This window comes from Xenophilus arseniciresistens (genome assembly GCF_028023875.1).
In the GTDB taxonomy this organism is placed as follows: Bacteria; Pseudomonadota; Gammaproteobacteria; order Burkholderiales; family Burkholderiaceae_C; genus Xenophilus; species Xenophilus arseniciresistens.
The window spans coordinates 26,436-48,845 of the sequence record NZ_JAQIPB010000013.1 but is presented as its reverse complement, the minus strand read 5'-3'; the positions used below and the strand labels follow the sequence as shown (position 1 = coordinate 48,845).

General features: G+C 68.8%; 22 protein-coding genes. 11 read left to right on the top strand and 11 right to left on the bottom strand.

What is annotated here, in order from left to right; translation table 11 throughout:
- Window positions 1-29: 29 nt before the first annotated feature.
- From PGB34_RS21830 to PGB34_RS21820, 3 genes are read left to right on the top strand one after another with little or no spacing between them, the layout of a single operon-like run.
- Window positions 30-1,607: an ABC transporter ATP-binding protein gene (locus PGB34_RS21830; RefSeq protein WP_271430220.1), complete on the top strand. Its 1,578-nt coding sequence runs from the start codon at window positions 30-32 to the stop codon at window positions 1,605-1,607.
- Entirely contained in the window at window positions 1,607-2,311 is a 705-nt protein-coding gene (locus PGB34_RS21825; protein WP_271430219.1) for a cysteine hydrolase family protein, read from the top strand. Before PGB34_RS21830 ends, PGB34_RS21825 begins: the two co-directional genes overlap by 1 nt.
- Before the next feature lie 2 nt (window positions 2,312-2,313).
- Window positions 2,314-3,036, top strand: a complete 723-nt coding sequence (locus PGB34_RS21820; RefSeq protein ID WP_271430218.1) for a GntR family transcriptional regulator — start codon at window positions 2,314-2,316, stop codon at window positions 3,034-3,036.
- A 226-nt stretch (window positions 3,037-3,262) separates the two neighbouring features.
- Here the strand turns inward: PGB34_RS21820 and PGB34_RS21815 are convergent, their stop codons facing one another.
- Genes PGB34_RS21815 through PGB34_RS21805 form a run of 3 tightly spaced genes read right to left on the bottom strand, consistent with a single transcriptional unit; the run spans window position 3,263 to window position 6,319 of the window.
- Entirely contained in the window at window positions 3,263-3,598 is a 336-nt protein-coding gene (locus tag PGB34_RS21815) for an NIPSNAP family protein (protein ID WP_271430217.1), read from the bottom strand.
- Window positions 3,582-5,348, bottom strand: a complete 1,767-nt coding sequence (locus PGB34_RS21810; RefSeq protein WP_271430216.1) for an FAD-dependent oxidoreductase — start codon at window positions 5,346-5,348, stop codon at window positions 3,582-3,584. Before PGB34_RS21810 ends, PGB34_RS21815 begins: the two co-directional genes overlap by 17 nt.
- The gene (locus tag PGB34_RS21805; protein ID WP_271430215.1) at window positions 5,345-6,319 is read right to left on the bottom strand and encodes a flavin reductase; all 975 of its coding nucleotides are present in this window, start codon (window positions 6,317-6,319) and stop codon (window positions 5,345-5,347) included. The genes PGB34_RS21810 and PGB34_RS21805 overlap by 4 nt, the downstream gene beginning before the upstream one ends.
- Before the next feature lie 75 nt (window positions 6,320-6,394).
- On the opposite strand from PGB34_RS21805, the gene PGB34_RS21800 reads away from it, so the two are divergent.
- From PGB34_RS21800 to PGB34_RS21785, 4 genes are read left to right on the top strand one after another with little or no spacing between them, the layout of a single operon-like run.
- Window positions 6,395-7,588 carry a thiolase family protein gene (locus PGB34_RS21800; RefSeq protein ID WP_271430214.1) on the top strand — a complete coding sequence of 398 codons (1,194 nt, stop codon included), beginning with the start codon at window positions 6,395-6,397 and terminating at the stop codon, window positions 7,586-7,588.
- Entirely contained in the window at window positions 7,585-8,007 is a 423-nt protein-coding gene (locus PGB34_RS21795) for a Zn-ribbon domain-containing OB-fold protein (protein WP_271430213.1), read from the top strand. The genes PGB34_RS21800 and PGB34_RS21795 overlap by 4 nt, the downstream gene beginning before the upstream one ends.
- 15 nt (window positions 8,008-8,022) lie before the next feature.
- Window positions 8,023-8,346, top strand: a complete 324-nt coding sequence (locus PGB34_RS21790; protein WP_271430212.1) for an NIPSNAP family protein — start codon at window positions 8,023-8,025, stop codon at window positions 8,344-8,346.
- Between the two features lie 31 nt (window positions 8,347-8,377).
- Window positions 8,378-9,136, top strand: a complete 759-nt coding sequence (locus PGB34_RS21785) for a FadR/GntR family transcriptional regulator (RefSeq protein ID WP_271430211.1) — start codon at window positions 8,378-8,380, stop codon at window positions 9,134-9,136.
- Window positions 9,137-9,169: 33 nt separating this feature from the next.
- Here the strand turns inward: PGB34_RS21785 and PGB34_RS21780 are convergent, their stop codons facing one another.
- The 3 genes from PGB34_RS21780 to PGB34_RS21770 all read right to left on the bottom strand — a co-directional run bounded on the left by PGB34_RS21780 (window position 9,170) and on the right by PGB34_RS21770 (window position 12,863).
- Window positions 9,170-10,627 carry an FAD-dependent oxidoreductase gene (locus PGB34_RS21780; protein WP_271430210.1) on the bottom strand — a complete coding sequence of 486 codons (1,458 nt, stop codon included), beginning with the start codon at window positions 10,625-10,627 and terminating at the stop codon, window positions 9,170-9,172.
- 4 nt (window positions 10,628-10,631) lie between these two features.
- Window positions 10,632-11,864: an amidohydrolase family protein gene (locus PGB34_RS21775; RefSeq protein ID WP_271430209.1), complete on the bottom strand. Its 1,233-nt coding sequence runs from the start codon at window positions 11,862-11,864 to the stop codon at window positions 10,632-10,634.
- Window positions 11,865-12,083: 219 nt separating this feature from the next.
- Window positions 12,084-12,863, bottom strand: a complete 780-nt coding sequence (locus tag PGB34_RS21770) for a FadR/GntR family transcriptional regulator (RefSeq protein ID WP_271430208.1) — start codon at window positions 12,861-12,863, stop codon at window positions 12,084-12,086.
- A gap of 108 nt (window positions 12,864-12,971) precedes the next feature.
- On the opposite strand from PGB34_RS21770, the gene PGB34_RS21765 reads away from it, so the two are divergent.
- The gene (locus tag PGB34_RS21765; protein ID WP_271430207.1) at window positions 12,972-14,102 is read left to right on the top strand and encodes a CaiB/BaiF CoA transferase family protein; all 1,131 of its coding nucleotides are present in this window, start codon (window positions 12,972-12,974) and stop codon (window positions 14,100-14,102) included.
- Complete coding sequence (locus PGB34_RS21760; protein WP_271430206.1) at window positions 14,102-15,274, top strand: MFS transporter; 1,173 nt, start codon at window positions 14,102-14,104, stop codon at window positions 15,272-15,274. Before PGB34_RS21765 ends, PGB34_RS21760 begins: the two co-directional genes overlap by 1 nt.
- Here the strand turns inward: PGB34_RS21760 and PGB34_RS21755 are convergent.
- Genes PGB34_RS21755 through PGB34_RS21745 form a run of 3 tightly spaced genes read right to left on the bottom strand, consistent with a single transcriptional unit; the run spans window position 15,258 to window position 18,039 of the window.
- On the bottom strand, window positions 15,258-16,424 hold the full coding sequence (locus PGB34_RS21755; protein WP_271430205.1) for an MFS transporter: 1,167 nt from the start codon (window positions 16,422-16,424) through the stop codon (window positions 15,258-15,260). The genes PGB34_RS21760 and PGB34_RS21755 overlap by 17 nt on opposite strands.
- A complete protein-coding gene (locus PGB34_RS21750) occupies window positions 16,400-16,852 on the bottom strand; it encodes a Zn-ribbon domain-containing OB-fold protein (protein WP_271430204.1) in 453 nt (150 codons plus the stop codon). Before PGB34_RS21750 ends, PGB34_RS21755 begins: the two co-directional genes overlap by 25 nt.
- Entirely contained in the window at window positions 16,849-18,039 is a 1,191-nt protein-coding gene (locus PGB34_RS21745; RefSeq protein ID WP_271430203.1) for a thiolase C-terminal domain-containing protein, read from the bottom strand. Before PGB34_RS21745 ends, PGB34_RS21750 begins: the two co-directional genes overlap by 4 nt.
- Before the next feature lie 117 nt (window positions 18,040-18,156).
- Here PGB34_RS21745 and PGB34_RS21740 point away from each other — a divergent pair, with 117 nt between their 5' ends.
- Both PGB34_RS21740 and PGB34_RS21735 read left to right on the top strand, forming a co-directional pair.
- The gene (locus tag PGB34_RS21740) at window positions 18,157-18,900 is read left to right on the top strand and encodes an SDR family NAD(P)-dependent oxidoreductase (RefSeq protein ID WP_271430202.1); all 744 of its coding nucleotides are present in this window, start codon (window positions 18,157-18,159) and stop codon (window positions 18,898-18,900) included.
- Window positions 18,901-18,978: 78 nt separating this feature from the next.
- Window positions 18,979-19,827: a FadR/GntR family transcriptional regulator gene (locus PGB34_RS21735; RefSeq protein ID WP_271430201.1), complete on the top strand. Its 849-nt coding sequence runs from the start codon at window positions 18,979-18,981 to the stop codon at window positions 19,825-19,827.
- Here PGB34_RS21735 and PGB34_RS21730 read toward each other — a convergent pair.
- Both PGB34_RS21730 and PGB34_RS21725 read right to left on the bottom strand, forming a co-directional pair.
- Window positions 19,748-21,421, bottom strand: coding sequence for an AMP-binding protein (locus PGB34_RS21730; protein ID WP_271430200.1), 1,674 nt, complete (start codon window positions 21,419-21,421; stop codon window positions 19,748-19,750). The two genes, PGB34_RS21735 and PGB34_RS21730, sit on opposite strands and share 80 nt — an antisense overlap.
- Window positions 21,418-22,392 carry a Bug family tripartite tricarboxylate transporter substrate binding protein gene (locus tag PGB34_RS21725; protein WP_271430199.1) on the bottom strand — a complete coding sequence of 325 codons (975 nt, stop codon included), beginning with the start codon at window positions 22,390-22,392 and terminating at the stop codon, window positions 21,418-21,420. The genes PGB34_RS21730 and PGB34_RS21725 overlap by 4 nt, the downstream gene beginning before the upstream one ends.
- Between the last annotated feature and the right edge of the window lie 18 nt (window positions 22,393-22,410).

Sequence of the window (22,410 nt, the reverse complement as noted above, 5' to 3'; positions counted from 1 at the left end):
ATGCCTTCGGGCGGCCGGGCGGCATTGCCATGATTGCTCCGCTCAAAAGCCCGGCCTCTGCGACTGGCGCGCTCGCGCTCGAAACCTACCGGCTCACCAAGCGCTTTGGCGCCTTCACGGCCATGGACCAGGTGAGCCTGCGCGTGCAGCCAGGCAGCGTGCATGCGCTGCTGGGCGAGAACGGCGCGGGCAAGAGCACGCTGGTCAAGTGCGTGGCGGGCTTCCAGCGGGCCGAGGAGGGCGCCATCCTGATCGACGGGCGCGAACGCGAGGTGGCCAACCCCATCGTCGCGCGCGCCATGGGCATCGGCATGGTCTACCAGCACTTCACGCTGGCGCCCGGCATGACGGTGGCCGAGAACCTGCTGCTGGCCGGCGGCCACACGCCGGCCGTGATCGACTGGAAGGCCAAGCGCACCGAGCTCGAAGCCTTTCTGGCCACCACGCCCTTCAGCCTGGACCTGGACGCGCGCCCGGCCGAGCTGGCCGCGGGCGAGAAGCAGAAGCTCGAACTGCTCAAGCAGCTGTACCTCAGGCCGCGCCTGTTGATCCTGGACGAGCCCACTTCGGTGCTCACGCCGCAGGAGGCCGACGAGGTGCTGGGCCATGTGCGCGCCTTCGCGCGCAGCGGCCAGTGCACGGTGCTCATCATCACGCACAAGTTCCGCGAGGTGATGGCTTATGCCGATGCCGTGACGGTGCTGCGCCGCGGAAAGGCCGTGCACCACTGCGCGGTGGGCGACACCACCCCCGCGAAGCTGGCCGCGGCCATGATGGGCACGGCCGCCACGCCCGCCGAGGCGCCGCAGCCTGCCCCGGCGCAGGCCGCCACCGCCGCGCGTGCGCCGGTCGCGGCCGACGCGCCGGTGACCCTGCAGCTGCAGGGCCTGTCGGCCATGGGCGACCGCGGCACGCTGGCCGTGCACGGCATCGACCTCGCCGTGCGGCGCGGCGAGATCCTGGGCGTGGCCGGGGTCTCGGGCAACGGCCAGCGCGAACTCGTCGAGGCCCTGGTCGGCCAGCGCCCGCGCCATGCCGGCAGCGTGCGCGTGATGGGCCAACCCTACCGCGCACGCCGCAGCGAGAACACGCGCCTGAAACTGCGCAGCCTGCCCGAAGAGCCGCTGCGCAACGCCTGCGTGGGCGAGCTGTCGGTGGCCGAGAACATGGCGCTGCGCGACTACGACGCGCCGCCGCTGTCGGCCGCGGGCTGGCTGCGCTTTGGCCAATGGAAGCGCCGCGCCCGCGCCTGGATCCAGGAGTACGGCGTCAAGACCCAGGGCGAGGCAGCGCCCATCAAGAGCCTGTCTGGCGGCAACGTGCAGCGCGCCGTGCTGGCCCGCGAACTGGCGGGCGACATCAACGTGCTGATCGCCGCCAACCCGGTCTTCGGCCTGGACTTCGCGGCCGTGCGCGAGATCCACGAGCGCATCGTTCAGGTGGCGGACAGGGGCGGCGCCGTGCTGCTGGTCAGCGAAGACCTGGACGAGCTGCTCGAGCTGTCGGACCGCATCGTGGTCATGAGCGAGGGCCGCATCGTCCATGAAACCCCCGCGGCCGGCGCGCAGCGCCAGGTGCTGGGCGCGCACATGGGCGGAGGCCACTGATGGACGGCGACACCCCCGTCACGCGCACCGTGCATGCGCAGCCCTTCGACTTCCGCTTCGAGCTGGCCAGCAGCGCGCTGGTCATCATCGACATGCAGCGCGACTTCATCGACCCCGGTGGCTTTGGCGCCAGCCTGGGCAACGACGTCAGCCTGCTCGAAGCCATCGTGCCGGCCTGCCAGCGCACCCTGCAGGCCTGGCGCGCGGCCGGCGGCCTGGTGCTGCACACGCGCGAGGCGCACCGGCCCGACCTGAGCGACTGCCCGCCCGCCAAGCGCCTGCGCGGCAACCCCCGCCTGCGCATCGGCGACGCAGGGCCGATGGGCCGCGTGCTCATCAGCGGCCAGCCGGGCGTGGAGATCATTGCAGCCCTTGCGCCGCTGCCCGGCGAGACCGTGGTCGACAAGCCCGGCAAGGGCATGTTCCACGCCACGCCCGTGCAGGAATGGCTGCAGCGTGCGGGCATCCGCTCGCTGCTGTTCATGGGCGTGACGACCGAGGTCTGCGTGCAGACCAGCATGCGCGAGGCCAACGACCGAGGCTATGAATGCCTGGTGCTGGAGGACTGCACCGAAAGCTATTTCCCCGCCTTCAAGGCGCAGGCGCTGGCCATGATTCGGGCCCAAGGCGGCATCGTGGGCTGGACGGCGCACAGCGATGCGCTGCTGGCCGCATTGGGCGCCGATGTGCCGGATACCATCTGACCGTGACTCCGCTCCCGCGCCCTTCCAGCCCCGCCGCCACCGCCGACACGACCGCCTTCCGCTCGCGCGCCGACGAGGTGTACGCGCAGCTCAAGCGCGACGTGGCGCAGTTCAAGCTGGTGCCCGGCGACCGCTTCACCGAGAACGAGATCAGCGAGCGCCTGGGCGTGTCGCGCACGCCGGTGCGCCAGGCGCTGACCAGGCTGCAGCAGGAAGGTTTTGTCGAAGTGCTGTTTCGCAGCGGCTGGCGCGTGCTGCCCTTCGACTTCGACAAGTTCGAGCAGCTCTATGACCTGCGCATGGTGCTGGAAACCACCGCCGTGCGGCGCCTGTGCGAAAGCGACCGGCGCATCGACCGGGCGCTGCTGGAATCGCTGATGGACATCTGGCTGGTACCCGCGGCGCAGCGCAGCACCGACGGCGTTCAGGTGGCGCGCTGGGACGAGGCCTTCCACTGCACGCTGGTGGAGGCGGCCGGCAATGCCGAGATGGCGCGCGTGCATCGCGACGTGACCGAGCGCATCCGCATCATCCGGCGGCTGGACTTCACCCAGCCGTCACGGATCGCCGCCACCTACGAGGAGCATGCCAAGATCCTGCGTGCGATCCGCGCCAACCGCGGCGACCAGGCCGCCCTCCTGCTGCGCGCCCACATCGACACCAGCCAAGCCGAGGTGCGCAAGATCACTTTGCACCAGGTGCATCTGGCACGGCAGGGTGGCTGAGCGACCCGGATCCCGGCGAAGGCCAGGCTAGCGTGTGTCGCCATCGGGCGGTTCGCGCCCTGGCATGCCGGCCTCGAAGGAGGCTCCCAACGCAAGCAGGCCGTGCGCGAAAGCCTCCCGGATGCGCGTCGCCACCTGTCGCACAAGCCCCATGAGGCCGGAGAACGCATTCATCGGGGCTCCTTCTGTCCGAGGGTGCAGTGAAAGGCTGCGGCCGGACTGCCGTTCAGAGTTTCAAGCCCGGCATCGCCACCGCCTTGATCAACCGCGACTCCTGCGCCGTGATCAGGTGTTCGGACGCCTGGAAGTAGGCGGCGAAGTCCGGATGCGTGTCCCGCGCCAGGCAGCGCCGCTCGTAGTCGGCCAGATCGTCATAGCCCCACAGGTGGACGAACTGGTTCAGCGGACCCACGTGGCTCACGTAAAAGCCCAGCGGCGTTCCCAGCGTCTGCATCAGGATCGGCATGGCCAGCCGGTTGAACACATCCAGGAACTCCGGCATCTTGCGCAGCCGGATGGTGTAGATGCGGTGATCGACCAGGGCCTTAGGCGGGAACTGCATCGGCTTGCCTCACGGGTTCGGGTGCGGAAACGGGGCGGACCAGCGCCGGCTCAAGCCCCGCCAGATAACGGCCGGTGATGTAGCCGAAGGTCATGATGGGGCCCAGCGTGATCCCGGCGCCCGGGTAGTTGCCGCCCATCACGCTGGCCCGGTCGTTGCCCACGGCATACAGGCCTTCGATGGGTGCCTGCTGCGCATCGAGCACGCGGCCCACCACGTCGGTGGCAATGCCATCGAAGGTGCCCAGGTCGCCCATCACCAGGCGCAGCGCGTAGTAAGGGCCCTTGCCAACTGGCGCCACGCAGGGGTTGGGCTTGTTGTCCGGGTCGGCCAGGTAGCGGTTGAAGGACGTGGTGCCACGGCCGAACTGCCGGTCCTCACCATGCACTGCGCCTTCGTTGTAGCTGCGCACGGTCTGCTCCAGGCCATCCGGATCGATGCCGGCGTTTTGCGCCAGCTCGCGCAAGGTGGCGCCCTTGACCAGGTAGCCATTGCGAACCAGCGGGCCCAGCGGCATGGGCGCCGGTTTTGCATAGCCCAGTCCGTACTTGCTGATGGTGGCCTGATCGCAGATCAGCCACATGCCGGTCTCGCGACCCTGCCCGGCCGCCACCATGGCCGCGCCCACGTCGTGATAGGAGTTGGATTCGTTGGTGAAGCGCTGGCCGTTGCCCAGCACGCCGATGATGCCGGGCTTGTAGCGGTCCAGCAGGTGCGGGAAGGCGCCGTACTCGCCGTTTCCCAGCGGCACCTTGGAAGTCGGCATCCACGCCGCCGGCGCGCTGAAGCGGATGTCGACGCGCCCGCCCACGCGCTCGGCCATGCGTGCGCCATCGCCGGTGTTCCCCTTGGGCACGGGCGAGAAATGCTCACCACCCGCGCGCAGATGCTCGTAGGCGCCTGCAATGCGCGCGCGGTCATGCGAGAAGCCGCCGCCGGCCAGCACCACGCCCTTGCGCGCCAGCACGCGCTGCAAACCCTCGGGGCCCTTCACCAGTGCACCGACCACGCGGCCGCCCTCCACGATCAGTTCCTGCGCCGGCGAGCTGGTGCGGATGGGGATCTGCAGGTCCAGCGCCGACTTCGCCAGCCGCGCCGCCAGCGCGTTGCCGCTGGTCACATGGATGCCACGGCGGTAGAGCACCAGCTCCTTGAGGTGGTTGAGCAGGCGCCGCACCACGTAGGCGAAGGACGTGAAGGACCTGGTGAAGCGAAAGAAGTGCTTCAGATCCGCATTGGCGGAATTGAACATCATCCCGATGAAGGTGATGGTCTTCAGTGGCGGTCGCAGCCGCGCCATGTCTGCGCCCAGGCCTCGGATGTCATAGGGCGCCGCCAGGATCGAGCGGCCGATGTCCACCCCGCCCGGCGCGTCGGGGTGGTAGTCCGGATAGAGGGTGGGAATGAAGCGCACCTCGGTCTCGCGCTCGAAGAAGTCCACCATCTCCGGTCCCTTGTCGATGAAGGCCTCGACCGCGGGCGCGTCGTACCAGCGGCCGGTCTCGGCCTGCATGTAGCGGATGACTTGCTCGCGCGAATCGGCGTGGCCCGCCTTCTTCGCGTGTGCAGACAGCGGGATCCACAGCACGCCGCCCGAGAAGGCGGTGGTGCCGCCGAACACAGGCTCCTTCTCGACCACCACCACGTCCAACCCGTTCTTGCGGGCCGTGATGGCCGTCGACAGGCCCCCGGCGCCAGCGCCGATGACCAGCACGTCGCATTCGACGCTGGGGATCTCGCCCGCGTTCATGCCGCCACCTCCTGTGCCGCCATGGCGCCGCGACGCAGCTCATCAAAGTAGTGGCTCATTTCGGATTCGGCGGCATCCGGGTCACGCTCGCGCATGTGCGCCAGGATCTTGCGGCGCACAGGCACGAGATCGGGCCGTGCGCGCAGCGTGGCGTCGGTCTGCAGCACATGGCGCAGCAAGGTGGTCAGCGTTTCGGCCACCACCACCAGCACCTCGTTGTGGGCCGCCTTGGTCACCAGCCGGAAGAACTCGATGCTGGCCTCTGCGCGCTGCGCCGCATCGTCATAGCGTTCGATCTCGCCGATGTTGCGCTCGATCGCGTCGAAGTCCTCGGCCGATCCGTTCTGGCAGGCCAGGCGCAGCAGCATGCAGTTGATCAAGCGCCGGGCCTGGTCGAGGTGGATCGAATCCAGCCTGCCGCTGGCGGCCAGCTCGCGCAGCGACTGCGTGAGCATCATGTAGGCGCCCTTGTAGAAGACCAGCGAGGCTTCCTGGCGGCCATGGTCGAAGCGCGCCACCTGGCCCAGGAAGAGCACATGGTCGCCCGCCAGGTGCTCGGCGAACTTGTCGCATTCGAAGGTGGCCACGCTGCCGGCGATCACCGGCAGCCCGCGGTGGCCGGGCGTCCAGGCCACGCCCTCGAACTTGTCGACGATCGCGCCGCTGGCGAATCGCGCCGACAGCTCCTTCTGGTCCTCGGCCAGGATGTTGATGGCGAAGGCCCCGGACTGGCGGAAGGTCTCCAGGCTCTTGCTGGCCGTGCGCAGGCCCCAGGACACCAGCGGCGGCTCCAGCGACACCGAACTGAAGGAATTGCAGGTCAGGCCGATGGGCCGGCCGTCTTCACCGACGGTGGTGATGATGGCCACGCCGGTGGGGAAGCTGCCCAGCGCGTTGCGGAAGGCACGCGTGTCGAAATCAGTGGCCGGCCCGGCGGGGCGATCGGCAGTCAGTGGGGTCGAGGTCGTCACGGCGGCTCCAAACATTGAATGGTTTGACCATTATATTTATACTGGCCTGCATTTCAACCAATGGGGAACCATCCAATGACTCGTCGAGTTGCCATCATCGGCACCAGCGCGATCCCTGTCGGGCGTCACCAGACCAGGGCGGATGAGCCCCTGCAGGTTCTGGAGCAGGAGATCATGACCCGTCTGGTGGTCGAAGCGGTAGCGGACGCCGGCGTCGAGAAGAAGGACATCGGCAGCCTGGTGCTGACCTTGCCGCGGCCCTACACGCTGCAGAAATACTTCTCCACCTTCCTGGTCAGCCACCTGCGCCTGCAATGCAGCGGCAGCGTGCTGGAGGTGATGGGCAACGGCATGACGGCCGCCGTGTGTTTCGACCGGGCCTGCGACGAGATCCTGCTGGGCCGCACCGACGTAGCGCTGGCCCTGGGCATCAACATGGAAGCGGCGACGCCAGCCTTTGAGCATGCGATGAGCAGCATGCGCACCACGGGCGACGTGGACTTCCATGCCTCGGGCGGCTTCATCCCGATCAGTTGGTACGCCATGGACGCCATGCGCTACATGCACGAGTACGGCGCCACGCGCGAGCAGTTCGGTGCCGTGGCCGTCAAGAACCGCTGGCACGCCTCCATGAATCCGCTGGCCCAGTACCGCAAGCCGATCACGCTGCCCGAGGTGCTGGAGCAGCGCCCCATCGTGGAGCCGTTGGGCCTTTACGACGTGCCCGGCCGCAGCGACGGCGCCGCCTGCCTGGTGCTGGCCTCGGAGGAAGTCGCCAAGTCGCTGGGCCGGCCCTACGCCCTGGTGCGCGGGCGCGGCTTCTGCCACGACGGCTCGCACCAGATCAACGAAGTGCCCAACGACATGACCGAGCTGTTCGCGGCCAAGGAAGCAGCCGCCACGGCCTACCGCCAGGCCGGCATCCAGGCCGGCAACATCGACGTGGCCGAGTTCTATGCCCCGTGCACGGTGGTGGAAGTGCTGGTCAGCGAGGCCGTGGGCTTCTTCGCCCGCGGCGAAGGGGCGCCCGCAGCGGCCGAGGGCCGCACGAAGCTGGGCGGGCAGATCCCGATCTCCACTTCGGGCGGGCTGACCTCCCGCGGCCACCCGGCCTATGTGACCTCGCTCTACAACTACTGCGAAATGGCCGACCAGCTGCGCGGGCGCGCCGGCGAGCGGCAGGTCAAGGATGCCCGTCTGGGGCTGACCACCGGTGAACTCGGCAACTACAACGCCGCCCTCGTGCATGTTCTGGAGGCCCAGCGATGACACTCGAACGCATTCCCGTGGCGCGGCCGCGCGCCTATCCGCCGCGCATCTCGGCCTTCACGCAGCCCTTCTGGGAAGGCCTTCGTGATGGCCAATGGCAAAGCACCTGCTGCGAAAGCTGCGGCAAGTTCACCTTCCCGCCCAAGCCCGTGTGCCCGCATTGCTGGTCGCAGAAGATGCAGTGGAAGCCGCTGGGCTCGCGCGGCACGCTCTATTCCTGGACGCGCATCCACGCCGCGCCCAAGGTCTTCGTCGACGAAGCGCCCTACGCGGTGTGCGTGGTCGATCTGGAGATCGGGTTGCGGATCGCCACCCGCCTGGTCGAACGCGAGGGCGCAACTTTCGAGTGCGGCATGCCGGTGGAGCTGGTCGTGCTGCAGTATGAGGACGGGCCGCTGCTGGCCTCGCGTCCGCTCTGAACCCAGGAGATCGCCATGTTCTACGAGTTCCGCACCTACACCGCCGCGCCGGGCAAGCTGCCCGCGGCGCTCAAGCGCTTCGAGACCGTCACCGTGCCGCTGTTCGAGAAGCACGCGATCCGCCGCATCACGCCCGTGTTCACCGTGGCGGTGGGCGAGGACAACACGCAGCTCAAGTACGTCCTGCAATGGGATTCGCACGAGCAGCGCGAGCGTTCCTGGGCTGCCTTTCGCGCCGACCCCGACTGGCAGAAGGCGCTGGCCGAGTACGACAAGGACGGCCCGGTGGTGGTGAAAATTGCCAACGAGTTGCTGACTGCGGCGCCTTTCTCGGTCTGATGGCTCAAGGGCACAGGGCTAGAATCCGCCCGTGATCCAAGCCGACTTCCGCCCGAAAGAAGCCTCAGACTCCTCACTCGGGTTTGAGCCCATCGCGCCTTCGCGCGCCTTCGAGGAAATCGCGGCGCAGATCCGCGAGCTCGTGGCCACCGGCCGCCTCAAGCCGGGCGACCGGTTGCCCGCCGAGCGCGATCTCTCGGCCAAGTTCAAGGTCAGCCGCAACACGCTGCGCGAGGCACTGCGCGCACTCGAGCTCAGCGGAATGATCGAGCTGCGCAAGGGCGCTGCCGGCGGCGCCTTCGTGCTGCCGGGCAGCTCCGGCGTGGTCGTCAACGGGCTGCGCGACCTGTACCACCTGGGGGCCATCAAGCCCGATCACCTCACCGAGGCCCGCGTGTGGCTCAGCGAGATGGTGGTGCGCGTGGCCTGCGAGCGCATGACGGAAGAAGACCTGGCCGCCCTCGAAGCCAATGTCGCAGCAGCCGCCAAGGCCGACAAGGCCGGCAACTTCCAGGTGCGTGCGGATCTGCACCGCGAGTTCCACAACCTGCTGGCCGCGGCCACCCACAACCCCATCGTCCAGATCACGATGGAAGGCGTGATGGAAGTGATGCGCGAATTCGTGAAGGCCATCGGCCCGAGCGTCAACGCCTACACGCTGCCCTCGCGCCGCCGGCTGCTCAAGCACCTGCGGGCGCGTGACGCCGATGCCGCCGTGGCCGAGATGAGCAAGTTCCTCGAGCGCCTGCAGGCCAACTACATGGAGCTCTGGAACTCGCGCAAGCAGTGATGCCGTAAGGCGAGCCGCCGCGCTTTCACTGTTTCAAGAAGGGGCGCCCGCCGCGAAGCGCCCCGCCCGCCGCCCCGAGGTCACGGCCCAGCAGATGTGATGGCCGTTGCCGGCCAGCAAGGCGCCGCCCTGGCCCGCAGCGCCAGCGGCATAGAGCCGCGCAATCACGCTCCCATCGCCGCGCAGCACCTGGTGTGAGCTGTTGACCGCCAGGCCACCATCGGTGATCACGATGCGGGCCTCCAGGGGCCCGAGCGCATGCCAGGGGCCCTGTTCGCCCCGCGCACTCAGAACACGCTCAAGCGCCGGGGCCGGCAGGCCGGTGGCACGCGCCAGTTCGCCCGGCGTGGCTGCGCTTCGGTACAGATCCTTGCGGTGGCGACGGTAGTCGGGCAGATACGCGAAGGCCACGCCCGGCGCCGTCGAGACCACGTGGGGCGGCGCCGAATAGCGCCGGGCCAGCGCGTCGTGCAGCAACAGCCAGGCCTGTCCGCCGGGCTGCGCCGCGATGGCAAGGCCAGGCGCCTGCTGCTCGTCCACGAAGCGCTCGCCCAGGCTGTTGACCAGCATGGCGCCGCTCTTGAGCAGGCTGGGCTCGGGGCCCAGCGACGCGGTCATGAAGGACATGACGAAAGGCCGGAACAAGCGGGCCGGCAGGACCGCCAGCGCCAGCGACATCAGCTTGCCCAGCCCCCAGGAAGGCGGCAGCCGCTGCAGCAGGCTGGGCCGGGCCGGCGGGCCGAAGCGCAGGCCCGGGCCGTACACCACCTCGCCGTTGACGATGCGCGCGCCAATGGCCTCGGCCATCCGGTGGCCGTCTCCGGTGGCCGACGGGTTGACGCCGGGAACAGGCGCCAGCTCGGGCCTGAAGCGCGCCTTCATCGCCGCACCGTTGCTGTAGTCGCCCGCACACAGCACCACGCCGAGGCGAGCGGCGATCTCGGTGCGCTGGCCTGCCACGCGCGCCACCACGCCAGACACGCCACCGTCGCTCGCCTGAATCAGCTCGAGCACTTCGGTGTTGCAGCTCATCTGCACACCGCGCCGCCTGGCTTCCTTCCACAGGTAGTGGGGATAGGCGCTCGAGTTCGGCAGCACGTTGTGCATGCGCGGGTGCCGGTGCGGCGGGTCGGCCGTGGGCCCGTAGAAGCTCAGGCCCAGGGACATCAGCCAGTGCAGCGTCTCGGCGGCATGGTCCACCAGCAGCCGGCGCAGGGCGAGGTTCTCCTGCGCCCCGAAGGCGCCCACGAAATGCGCCATATCGTCGAAGTGCTCGTCGGGCGTATCGACGATGCCCGCACGCCGCTGCAGCCGTGAGCCCGCAGCGTTGATCGAGCCGACGGACAGCCGGCTGCTGCCGCCGGGCACCGCGTTCTTCTCCAGCACCAGCACGCTGGCGCCGGTGGCGGCCGCTTCGATCGCGGCCGCCAGTCCGGAGGCGCCGGCGCCGACCACCAGCACGTCGGCCGCGTTCAAGCCGACGCCAGGCATGGACTCAGAACTGCAGGCCGTACTTGGAGGCGACTTCCTTGAAGCCGAACACGCGCGCGGCGTTCTCGCCCAGCACCTTGCGGCGAGAGACTTCGCTCAGGTGGCCCATCTGACGCTCGATGGCCTGGGCCGAATGCGGCCAGGTGCCTTCGTGGTGCGGATAGTCGTTGGCCCACATGAAGCAGTCCTGCAGGCCATGCTCCTCCATCAGGCCCAGGCCGGCACGGTCTTCGCCGAAGGTGGCGAAGCCGCGCGCCTTGAAGTAGTCCGAAGGCAGCATCTTGAGCTTGGGTCGCACCCAGAAGTGGTGCTTGAGGTAGGCCTCGTCCATCGCGTCGAGCATCCATGGCACCCAGCCGATGCCGGCTTCGACGCTGCCGAAGCGAAGTTCGGGGAATCGCTCGGCCACGCCCGAGGCACAGATGTTCACCAGCGGCTCCAGCGTGGGCGAAAGCGAATGCACCACGTAGTTGACCACCGCGCCGCCATTGCCGCGCGTGGTGCGCGGGTCCTTGCCGGTGGAGACGTGGAAGGTGACCGGCACGCCGGCCTCGACGAAGCGGGCCCACATCGGGTCGAAATCGACCTTGTTGTAGTTCAGCTCGTTGGTCTTGGGCGGGCCGAAGAGCGGCTTGCAGGGCAGCGTGAAGTGGCGGAAGCCCAGCTTCAGGCAGCGGTCGATTTCCTTGAGCGTGGCCTCGATGTTGCCGGTGGCCAGCGCGGCCGCGGGCGACAGACGCTCCACGTGCGGGCCGAAGTTTTCCCAGGCCCAGGTGTTGTAGACCTCGATCTGCGCATGGGCGAAATCGGGATCGAAGGTGTACCACATGCCCAGGCCCTTGCCGGGGAAGATGATCTCGCCGTCGATGCCGTCCAGCGCGAGGTCCTTCAGTCGCTGCTCGACGCTCGGGCCGCGCTCGGACGCCGTGGCGCCGGCCTTGGAACGGGCCAGGTCTTCACCCTCCAGCTTGGCCAGGATCAGCCGGTCCGGCTGCTCCGACGCCTCCATCTTGCGCCACTGCACGCCCTTGTCGTCGATCCAGACCTTGGGCAGGCGGTCGCGGTACTTCGCGTCGATGCGCTCGGCCCACAGGTTGCCGGGCTCATTGGCGTGCGTGTCCGCCGAAATCATGAGGTACTTGTTGGCAGCGTCCGGATGGGGCGACTTCTCCCAGCCGGCCGAGCCGGGGGTGTTCAGGCGCCATTGGTTGGCTTCGTTGACGACGATCTCGCTCATGACAGGTCCTCGAGTGGGGAATGCGTGGAAGGTTGAACCAGGCAGGCGCCTGTATTTGAATGGTTTGACCATTCTAGATTTGCTTCGAAGCCTGTCAAGCCCTGCATGGCACCCGTCGGATCCGCCCCCCGGATCGGCAACGACGAAAGGCCGGGATCAGCCGGCCAGGAGGAAAGGGAGGGAGAAAGGGAAAGCAGGCGCCCGATGGACGCCCTGCGCTCAGCGCGCCGCCTGCACGGGCCGCGCGCCCGCCTTCTTGCGCGCAGGCGCGGGTGCGGGCGCCGCAGCCACGGCGGGCGCTGCGTCCATGCCTTCCTGGACGATGGTGAGGTATTGGTCCATGTGCCTGACCGCCGCCTTCGCGTCACGCGCGCGCATGGCCTTGAGCAGATTCCGGCGCACGGGTACCAGCTCGGGCCGGGCCTTGCGGCCCGAGGTGTCTATCACGTAGCGGATGATGTCTGACAGCGAATCCACGAGCATGGTCAGCACTTCGTTGCGGGTGGCCCGTGCGATCAGGCCGAAGAAGCGCACACCCGCGTCGGCACGCCGCACCAGGTCTTCGCTCGCATCGATCTCCTCGATGTTGCGCTCGATGGCCAGGAAGTCTTCCTCGGTCGCGCGCTCGCAGGCCAGCTCGATCACCATGCCGTTGATCAGCCGCCGCGCCTCGGCCAGGCCGGCCAGCGTCACGCGGCCCAGGATCATCAGGTCCTGCAGCGACTGGGTCAGCATCGCCGGGTTGCCATCGCGGATGAAGGCGCCGCCCTTGACGCCCTTTTGCAGCGACACGACACCCGAGATCTCCAGCGTGCGCAGGGCCTCGCGCACGGCCGGACGGCTGACCTTGAACTCCACCGCCAGGTCGCGTTCCGCGGGCAGCTTGTCGCCCGGCTTGAGCGCGCCCGAAGCCAGGCGCTTGCGAATCTGTTCGCAGATTTCCTCGAAGACGCGGCGCGTCTTGACCTCCTGAAAGGACAGGGCTGGCGATGTGGACATGAAGATGGAGCGGCAGAACTGTTTGCAGCGAGGATAGCCCATGGGCCCCAACGGTCTGACTTCAAAATCGCATGGACTTGCAATGGACTGACCATTAAACTTTGAAGAATGAACAATCGGTCCACTTCCAACGCCTTTTCTTCGCGCGCCGCCCAGGCCAGCGGCCCGTTGCAGGGCCTGCGCGTCGTCGAGTTCGCCGGCATCGGCCCCGGCCCCTTTGCCTGCATGCTGCTGTCCGACATGGGTGCGGATGTGGTCACCATCGACCGCCCCGGCAAGAAGCTGGGCGAGCCGCACAACCTGACGGGCCGTGGCCGCAGCGTGGTGCTGGCCGATCTGAAGGACGCCGCCGCGCGCGAAGAGGTGTTCGAGCTTCTGGAAAAGGCCGACGTGCTGATCGAAGGCTACCGGCCCGGCGTGATGGAGCGCCTGGGTTTCGGCCCCGACGCCGTGCTGGCGCGCAACCCGCGCCTGGTCTATGGCCGCATGACGGGCTGGGGGCAGGAGGGCCCGCTCGCGCAGGCGGCGGGACACGATCTCAACTACATCGCCATCAGCGGCGCACTGCATGCCATCGGCCCCAAGGACGGCCCGCCGGTACCGCCGCTCAACCTGATCGGCGACTACGGCGGCGGCAGCCTGTATCTGATCGTGGGCGTGCTGGCCGCGCTGCGGGAGGCGGGCCTGTCCGGCCGCGGCCAGGTGGTGGATGCCGCCATGAGCGATGGCGCGGCCTCGCTGATGACCAATTTCGTGAGCCAGCAGATGCGCGGCGTCTTCAGCGAGCGACGCGGCAGCAATCATCTCGACGGCGGCGCGCCCTACTACCGCGTCTATGAAACCCTGGACGGCGAGTACGTCACGCTGGGTGCAATCGAGCCCCAGTTCTTCGCCGAATTCTGCGAACGCGTGGGCGTTGCGGCAGAACTGCACGGCGCGCAGAACGACCGCGCGCAGTGGCCACTGCTGCACGAGGCGTTCACGCAGATCTTCAAGCGCCGCACGCGCGACGAGTGGACGGCCAGGCTGGAGGGCACCGATGTCTGCTTTGCGCCCGTGCTGCCGCTGTCCCAGGCACCTGCGCATCCGCACAACTGTTCGCGCGCGACCTTCATCGAAGTGGATGGGGTTCTGCAGCCGGCGCCCGCGCCGCGCTTCTCCCGCACGCCATCGCGCATCCAGGCCGCGGCGCCAAAGCAGGCCACGCCCGTCATCGAGGTGATCGAGCGCTGGCAGTGATGAGCGCTGCGGCCGGCGCGCCGGTGCACCTGCTGGCAGCGGCGGCCTTCTGCAGCACGGCGGCGCTGCGCGTGTGCGATCCGCTGCTGCCGCGCCTGGCCACCGAGTTCCAGCGCAGCACGGGCGAGACCGCGCGGCTCATCGTCGCCTTCTCCGTCGCCTACGGCCTGGCCCAGCTGCTGTCAGGCCCGCTCGCCGACCGCTTCGGCAAGCAGCGGCTGCTGGTCTGCGCAGTGGCGGCCTGCGGCCTGTGCGCCATGTCGGCGGCACTCGCCGACTCCTTCGACACGCTGCTGGTCTGGCGTGCGGCATGGGGCGTGGCCGCAGCCGGCATCGTGCCGCTGGCCATGGCGTGGATCGGCGATGCCGTGGCCTACGAGGCGCGGCAGGCCACGCTGGCACGGCTGCTGATGGGCACGCTCTCCGGCATGGTCTTTGGGCAGTTGCTGGGCGGCTTCCTGGCCGACAGCGCCTGGGGCTGGCGCGGCGCCTTCGCGGTGCTTGGCCTGGCCTACGGCATGGTCGGCGCACTGCTGTGGCGCAACGCTTCGCAGGCCGGAACGCAGACCCCTGCTGCCGGCGGCGGCGGATTGGGCGCCGTGCTGGCTCAACCCTGGGCCCGCGTGGTCCTGAGCGCCGTCTTCATCGAGGGCCTGTTCCTGCTCGGCGCGCTCAGCTACCTGCCCAGCTACCTGCATGTGCGCCAGGGATTGAGCCTGCCGGTGGCTGCCGGCATCTGCGCGCTGTATGCGGTGGGCGGGCTTGCCTATGTGGCGTGGGCGCGCCGCATCGTCGGCGCCTTGGGCGAAGTGCGCATGGTGGCGCTCGCAGGCCTGCTGATGGCGGCCGCACTGGGTGGGCTGTGGCTGCTTCCGCTGGCCTGGACCGCCGCGGCGCTGGCGCTGCTGCTGGGCTTTGGCACCTATCTCTTCCACAGCACGCTGCAGACGCTGGCCACGCAGATGGCTCCGCTGGCGCGCGGCAGTGCCATGTCGCTCTTCTCTTTCAGTCTTTTCGGTGGCCAGGCCCTGGGGGCGATGGCCTTTGGCGGCACGATCGACCGCCAGGCCTATGCCACCTTGCTGCTGCTGCCTGCCGCGGCGCTTGCCGCCACCGGGCTGGGGTTTGCGGCAAGCCTTCGGCGGCGTCGCGCCCTCAGCGCCGCCGGATAGCGAAGGCCCCCCCGGCGGCCAACAGCGCCGAGACCGCCCAGAACACCGCGGCCATGCCCACGGCCGTGCCCAGCGCGCCGAAGAGCATGGGCAGGAAGGTCTGGCTGGCGCTGGTGATGGTGGAGCGCAGGCCCACCGCCTCGCCGGCACGGTCGCCGGGCGAGTGGCTGTGCACCAGTGCCATCGACACCGGTTGCCCGCAGCCCAGGCTCATGCCCAGCAGGAAGGCCGCCAGCACCAGCGGGCCAAAGTCGCTCAGCAGCGGGAAGGCCAGGTAGCCCAGCGAGGTGACCAGCAGCGCACCGCCCATGGTCGCCCATTCGCCAACCCCGCGCGAGATGCGCGGCAGCAGCAGGCGGATGGCGAAGGTGCCGCTGCTGAAGGCGCCCATCACCAGGCCGGTCAGGGTCGCGCTCAGGCCCGCGCGTACGCCCTGCAAAGGTGCCAGGAAAGTGAACAGATCCCAGCCCATCGACAGCAGGCCGCTGACCACGAACACCGCGCGCAGCGGCGGGTGCGCGAACAGGTCTGCGATGCGCGCAGGCGCCTGCGCCGAGGGCGGCGCGTGGGCGCCCACCCGCCGCGGAGCCACCCTGCACAGCAGAAGCAGGCTGACCAGCGGAAAGGCGCTCAGCGCCAGGTAGGCCCAGCGATGGCCGAGGACGTCGATGGTGGCACCCGCCAGCATGGGCCCGGCGAAACCCGAGAGCGAGAAGGCGATTGCCATGGCCGAGAAGGCGTCGGTGCGCCGATGCGCCGCGCTGGCGCGGCCTATGGCCAGGTTCACGGCCACGTGGGCCGACATGTAGCCCGTGCCGCTGAGCACGCTGGCCACATAGAGCGATGGCATGTGCGGCCACACGGCCACCACCAGGCAACTGGCCAGCAGCAGCGCGAAGCCGCCGATGGCAAAGGGCCGAAAGCCCAGGCGATCCGACCAGCGCCCGATGCGCACGGCCGCCAGCATCGGCACGACCATCACCAGCCCCAGCAAGGTGCCGATGGCCAACGGCGTGGCCTGCAGCGCAGCCGCATGCAGGGTGATGGCGAAACGCACGCCCGCAAAGGCGGCGTGCGCGATGCCCAGCGTGACGATCAGCCCCAGCGGCAGGCTGTCTTGCGGCCTCAGGCTGCTGTCGTGCGGCGCCACTGCAGCAGCGTGAATGCGGGCTGGGCCTGCGGGTGGTGTTCGAACACGCCTTCCACGGGCGCGCCGATCACCACCTCCTGCTGCGGATCGCCCAGCAGATTGCCCAGCATGCGCACGCCGCCCACCTCTGGCAGTTCCACCAGCACGACCAGGTACGGCCCATGCCCCTTGAGGCACGGGTGCACCGGATGCCACACCCGCTCCCAGCTGTAGATGCGCCCGCGCGGCGCCACCTCCACCCATTCGGGGTCGAAGCGGTGGCACCGATGGCAGATCCATTCCGGGCCGAACTGCCAGGTGCCGCAACCGCTGCAGCGCTGCACCTTCAGGCGTTCCTCGCGCAGCCCGGCCCAGTACGGGGCCGACAGGCCGTCGGCTTCGGGCACGGGGATCGGCAGCCCCGGCGGCAGATAGGTTTGCGTGTTCACAGCACGGCCTCCGAGCCCAGCATCAGGTTGCTCACGGGCGTGACCATCGGCCCGCCGATGACCAGCGCCACGTCGTTGCGTGGCGCCTGCGCAGTGGAAGTGCCGCGCACCTGGCGCACCGCCTCCAGCACCAGTTCGAAACCATGCATGTAGCACTCCGCCAGGTTGCCGCCGCTGGTGTTCAGCGGCAGCCGGCCGCCCGGCGCCAGCAGGTTCTCGAGCTTCAGGAAGTCGTTGGCTTCCTCGGGCTTGAAGAGCCCGTGCTCGACCAGCGCCATCAGCACGCCGCCGGTGAAGTTCTCATAGCTCTGCACCACGCCCACGTCCTTCGGGCTGACGCCGGCCATGCGATACAGGTTGGGCGCAACCGTGGCGAAGCTGGAGCTGGCGTAGTTGGGCGTGTTGTGCGGCACTGCGGCCACGCGCTCGTCCGAGCCGGTGGCCGCGCCGAGCACATACACGGGTCGGTTCGGGAAGTCCTTGGCCCGCTCGGCCGGAACCATGATCACGGCCGCCGCACCGTCGTTCTCCATGCAGCAGTCGAACAGGTGGAAGGGCTCGACGATCCAGCGCGAGTCGTCGTACTGGGATTCGGTCAGTGGCTTGCCGTGCATCACGGCGCGCGGGTTGCGCTGTGCATGCGCATAGGAGGCCATGGCGATGGCACGCAGCGCCTCCTGCTTCACGCCATGCTCATGCATGAAGCGGCGCGCCTTCATCGCGAACTTCTGGCCCGGCGACAGCACGCCATAGGGCGCCTGCCAGGCCATGTCGCCAGAGATCGTGGGCGCCGTGGGTGCCTGGCCGAAGCGGCCGAACTGCCCCTGCGCCAGCGCTCTGAAGGCCACCACGCAGTCCGACAGGCCCGCCGCGACGGCGGCTGCACCGTTGGCGATGGCCGCGCAGTTGCCGCCGCCGCCGCCACCCCATTGCATGGTGGTGGAGCGCAACTGCTTGAGACCGAGCGCCGCAGCCAGCCGCGAGGGATCGTTGCGGTCATTGCTGAAGGAGGCGAAGCCATCGATGTCGCGCGGGCTGATCGCAGCGTCCTCGCAGGCGGCCAGGATCGACTTCAGCGCCAGCTTGAACTCGGCATCGGGCGACTGGCCGTGCCGGTAGTAGGCCGTCTCTCCGATGCCGACGATGGCCACCCGCCCGCGCAGCGTGCGTTCAGTGCCGTTGGCCATGGCGGGCCTCTGTCTGGATGGGCCCCGCTCCCGGGATGAACGCCTGCCATTTCATTGCTGGACTCCAAAAGTCAGATAATTGAATGGATGGACCAATCCTAGCACAATCGCCAGCTTATGACCCCACGTTCCGTTCTCGTCACCGGTGGCGCCGCCGGCATCGGCCTGGCCATTGGCAGCAGCCTCGCCGCACTGGGCCACCGTGTGCTGCTGGCCGATATCAGCGATTCCGTGCACGCGGCCGCCGTCCGCCTTGGCGCGTCAGTGCAGGGGCATGTCGCCGACATGGGCGATGAGGCTCAGGTGCTGGGCACGGCGAAAAGCATGACCGAGCTCTTCGGCGGCTGCGACGTGCTCGTCAACTGTGCGGGCGTGTCCCGCAAGCGCGACGGCCAGCCCGTGCCCCCGGTGGAAGTGCAGACCGAGGACTGGGAGCGCGTGCTGCGCATCAACCTCACCGCACCCTTCCTGCTCTCACGCGAGCTGCTGCCCGGCATGCGGCAACGTCGCTTCGGCCGCATCATCAACATCGCGTCGCGCGCGGGCCGCACCTTCGTCGCGCCCGCAGGCGTGGACTATGCCGCCTCCAAGGCGGGGCTGATCGGCCTCACGCGCCACCTGGCCGGCAGCCATGCGGCCGATGGCATCACGGTCAACTGCATTGCGCCGGGGCGCATCGAGACCGCACTGTCCTCGCTGTCGAGCCCCGAGGTCATCGCGGCGGCGGTCAAGGCCATCCCGGTGGGCCGGCTGGGCAGCACCGACGAGGTTGCCGCGGCCGCGGTGTTCCTGGCGAGCGAGCAGGCTTCCTACATCACGGGCGTGTGCCTCGACGTCAACGGCGGCGTATTCATGGCATGAAGGCCCGTGGCAGGCGGCGTCGCGCATGGAGCGCCCCCTATCATGGATCCAACCATTCGGCCGATCGAGTTTCATTGCATGCCTTCCACCGCCACGCGCAAGCCCGTGCCCGCCGCCTCGTCCTTCGAGGTCGCGCCCATCAACCCGCAGCGCATCTTCCAGGAAGTGGCCACTCAGCTGCGGCGGCTGATCTCCGAAGGCAAGCTGCGCACCGGTGACAAGCTGCCGCCCGAGCGTGAGCTTGCCAAGCGCTTCGGCGTGAGCCGCAACACCATGCGCGAGGCGCTGCGGGCGCTGGAGCTCAGCGGCCTGATCGAGCTGCGCCTGGGTGCGACCGGCGGCGCCTTCGTGCTGCCGGGCAGCTCCAACGCGGTGGTGGCGGGCATGCGGGATCTGTACTTCCTCGGGGCCATCACGCCGCAGCACCTGACCGAGGCACGGATCGCGGTGAGCGCGGCGGTGATCCGCGTGGCATGCGAGCGCATCACGGACGAGGAGATCGAGGCGCTGGAAGCCAATGTGGCCGCGGCCGAGCGCGCCCGTCAGCAGGGCGATTTCGAGGAGCGCACCAGGCACCACCAGGCTTTCCACGTGATGCTGGCACGGACCACGCACAACCCGGTGTTGATCGCGACCACCGAAGGGATCATGGAGATCACCCGCCAGTTCGTGAAGGCGATCGGCCCGACCGACGAACAGACCTACACGCACCCCTCGCGCAAGCGGCTGCTCAAGCACCTGCGTGCGCGTGACACCGAGAAGGCGGTGGCCGAGATGGGTTCGGCGTTGACCAAGTTGCACCGGTCGTACATGGTCAAGGCCGACGCGCCGCCGGCAGCGCGTGCGGCTAACGCGCCAGCACCACCCCCGCCGCCTCCCGGTCCCAGGCCTGCGAAAGCCCGGCCTCGAGCTCTTGGCGCAGCTTGAACTTCTCCACCTTCTGGCTCATGGTGGTGGGCAGCGACGCGCGGAACTGCACATAGCGCGGCACCATGAAGTAGGCCATGTTGCGCTGGCAGTGTTCGACCAGCTGCAACTCGTCGAGCGAGGCCCCGGGCTTGGCGACGATCACTGCGGCGACCTCTTCGTCGTTGGCGGGCGTCGCCACCGGGAACACGGCGGCATCGGCCACATCCGGGTGGGTGCAGATGATCTGCTCCACCTCGAAGGCAGAGATGTTCTCGCCACGGCGGCGGATGCAGTCCTTCTTGCGGTCCACGAAGTAGAGATAGCCGTCGGCGTCCTGCATGCCGCGGTCGCCGGTGTGGAACCACAGGTTGCGCCGCGAGTTCAGCGTGGCTTCGGGCATCTTGTAGTAGCCCATGGTGCCGCGCCAGGGATCGTCGAAGCGCAGCACCATCTCGCCCACTTCGCCCGGCGCCAGTTCCAGGTCGTCGTCATCGACGATGGCGATCTGCACGCCGCGCCGCGGCCGGCCGATGGAGCCGAGCTTGTCGCGCGGGTCCCATTGCGTGAACGAGGTCACCATGCCGTAGTCCGACAGGCCGTAGTTGTTCATGGCGCGCAGGCCAAAGCGCTGCTCGAACTCAGCCGCGTACTTCGGTGTGGGCGCCATGCTCACCAGGCGCAGGCAATGGTCGGTGTCGGCGGGCGAAGGCGGCTGGCTCCACAAGAAGCTGGACATCGCGCCCAGGAAGTTGGTGATGGTGGCCTGCGATTCGCGGATCTCGCCCCAGAAGCGCGAGACCGAGAAGCGGCGCGACATCACCACCGACGCGCCGCACACCAGCGCCGCACCGGTGGCGGCGAGCAAGGCGTTGTTGTGAAAGAGCGGCAGGCAGACATAGAAGATGTCCGACGCCCTGTAGCCCTGCGCCTCGGCGGCGCTGGTGCCGTAGGTGAGCGCCGCCGCCTGCGACAGCATGCTGCCCTTGGAAGGCCCCGTGGTGCCCGAGGTGTAGGCGATCAGCACCAGGTCGCAGAAGCGCGGCTGCACCGGGGGCACGAAGGCTGCAGCGGGGGCTGCGTCGACCAGCGCATGGAAGTCGGCGACCGCCATCCCGGCGCCCGGCTCGATGCCGCTCTCGCCCTCTTCCCCGGTCCGAAGCACCAGCACGCGCCGCAAGAGTGGCAGCTCGCCCAGCACCTCCTGCAGCCGCGCGGCCAGCGCGGCATCGACGATCACCGTTTCGCAGTCCGACTGCGCCAGGTAGTAGCGCAGCAGCTCGCCGCGCGCCGCGGTGTTCACCGGCACGGACACGGCGCCGATCTTGCTGATCGCCAGAAAGGCGGCTAGATGCTCGGCGGAATTTCCCATCAGCAGCCCGACGTGCGAACCGCGCGAAACGCCGAAGCCCGCGAGAGCGTGCGCCACGCGGTCCGTCCAGGCGTTCAGCTCGCCATAAGTGAAGCTGCGGCCGCTGGCGGTTTCGGTGAGAAAGACCTTGTGGGGCGAACGCTGGGCCCAGCGAGCCAGAACCTGGGGAAAGGTCAGCTCCTGCAGCGCGTAGCTTTGGGCGTTGACCGCGTGGGGCTCCAGGGCGACGGCTTGTGTTTTCATTCGATCGAGATGTTGTTGCGCTTGATGACGTCGAGCCAGCGCTCGTTGTGACGCTTGAGCAGCGCCGCGAATTCCTCCGGCGAGCTGCCGGTGGCGCTGACACCGGCCTTCGCCATGGTGTCGCGATAGTTGGCGTCGGCCACGGCGGTCTTCATCGCGGCGGCCAGCCTGTCCACCACGGCCTTGGGCGTGCCCGCCGGCGCCACCAGGCCAAAGAAGATCTCGAAGGTCAGCTCGGGCTTTCCGAGCTCGGCCATGGTCGGGTAGTCGGGCAGGGCGCTCTCGCGTTTGGGCGTGGTCACGGCATAGCCCTTGAGCTTGCCGGCCTTGAGCTGCGGCGTGGCGGCCGAGGTGGAGGTGAACATCAGGTCCACCTGTCGGCCCAGCTGGGCGTTGACGCCGTCGATCTCGCCCTTGTACGGCACGTGCAGCAGGTCGATGCCGGCCGACTGCTTGAGCATTTCCGCCAGCAGATGTGGCGCGCTGCCGTTGCCCGAAGACGCAATGCTCACCTTGCCCGGCGAGGCCTTGGCGAGCTTCACCAGCCCCTCGAAGTCCTTGGCGGCGAGGTCAGGCCGCGAGGTGAGCGTCCATGACGAGATCGCCGCCAGGCTCACCGGCGCAAAGGCGGTGCGCGGGTCGTAAGGCGGGCTCCTGGTCAGGTGGGGCGTGACGCTCATGGGGCTGTTCCCGCCCCAGCCCAGGGTGTAGCCGTCGGCCTGGGCGCGTGCGACTGCACCCATGCCGATCATCCCGCCGGCGCCGGCCCGGTTCTCGACCACGAAGGGCTGGCCAAGCTGCCTGGACAGCAGCGTGGCGATCATGCGCGCCGACAGGTCGGTGGCGCCGCCCGCAGAGAAGGGCACCACGATGGTGACCGCGCGCGAGGGATAGGCAGCGGGCTCCTGGGCGTGGGCGCCCATGGCGGTGACGAGCAGCGCAACGGCTGCGAGAAGGCGAGCGATCTTCACGAAGGGTCTCCTGGTCTC